1 tRNA gene and 1 rRNA gene are annotated in these 286 nt (G+C 54.2%); both read left to right on the top strand.

What is annotated here, in order from left to right:
- Positions 1-83 precede the first annotated feature (83 nt).
- Positions 84-159, top strand: a tRNA-Thr gene (locus NA624_RS23045).
- A gap of 39 nt (positions 160-198) precedes the next feature.
- Positions 199-286, top strand: a 5S ribosomal RNA gene (gene rrf / locus NA624_RS23040); the annotation flags it as partial.

The raw sequence follows: 286 nt of genomic DNA, 5'->3' as shown, positions 1-286 counted from the left end.
AGAAGTGAAACGCCGTAGCGCCGATGGTAGTGTGGGGTCTCCCCATGCGAGAGTAGGGAACTGCCAGGCATCAAATTTAGTGTGCTGATATGGCTCAGTTGGTAGAGCGCACCCTTGGTAAGGGTGAGGTCCCCAGTTCGACTCTGGGTATCAGCACCACTTAATACGGTTAAAGTTTGGCATTTGAAAAAGAATTTGTCTGGCGGCAGTAGCGCGGTGGTCCCACCTGACCCCATGCCGAACTCAGAAGTGAAACGCCGTAGCGCCGATGGTAGTGTGGGGTCTC

This window comes from Salmonella sp. NW38 (assembly GCF_051807745.1).
GTDB classification, from domain to species: Bacteria; Pseudomonadota; Gammaproteobacteria; order Enterobacterales; family Enterobacteriaceae; genus Salmonella; species Salmonella enterica.
The sequence above is the reverse complement of the archived record's forward strand: the minus strand, read 5'-3'. Positions and strand labels throughout refer to the sequence as shown.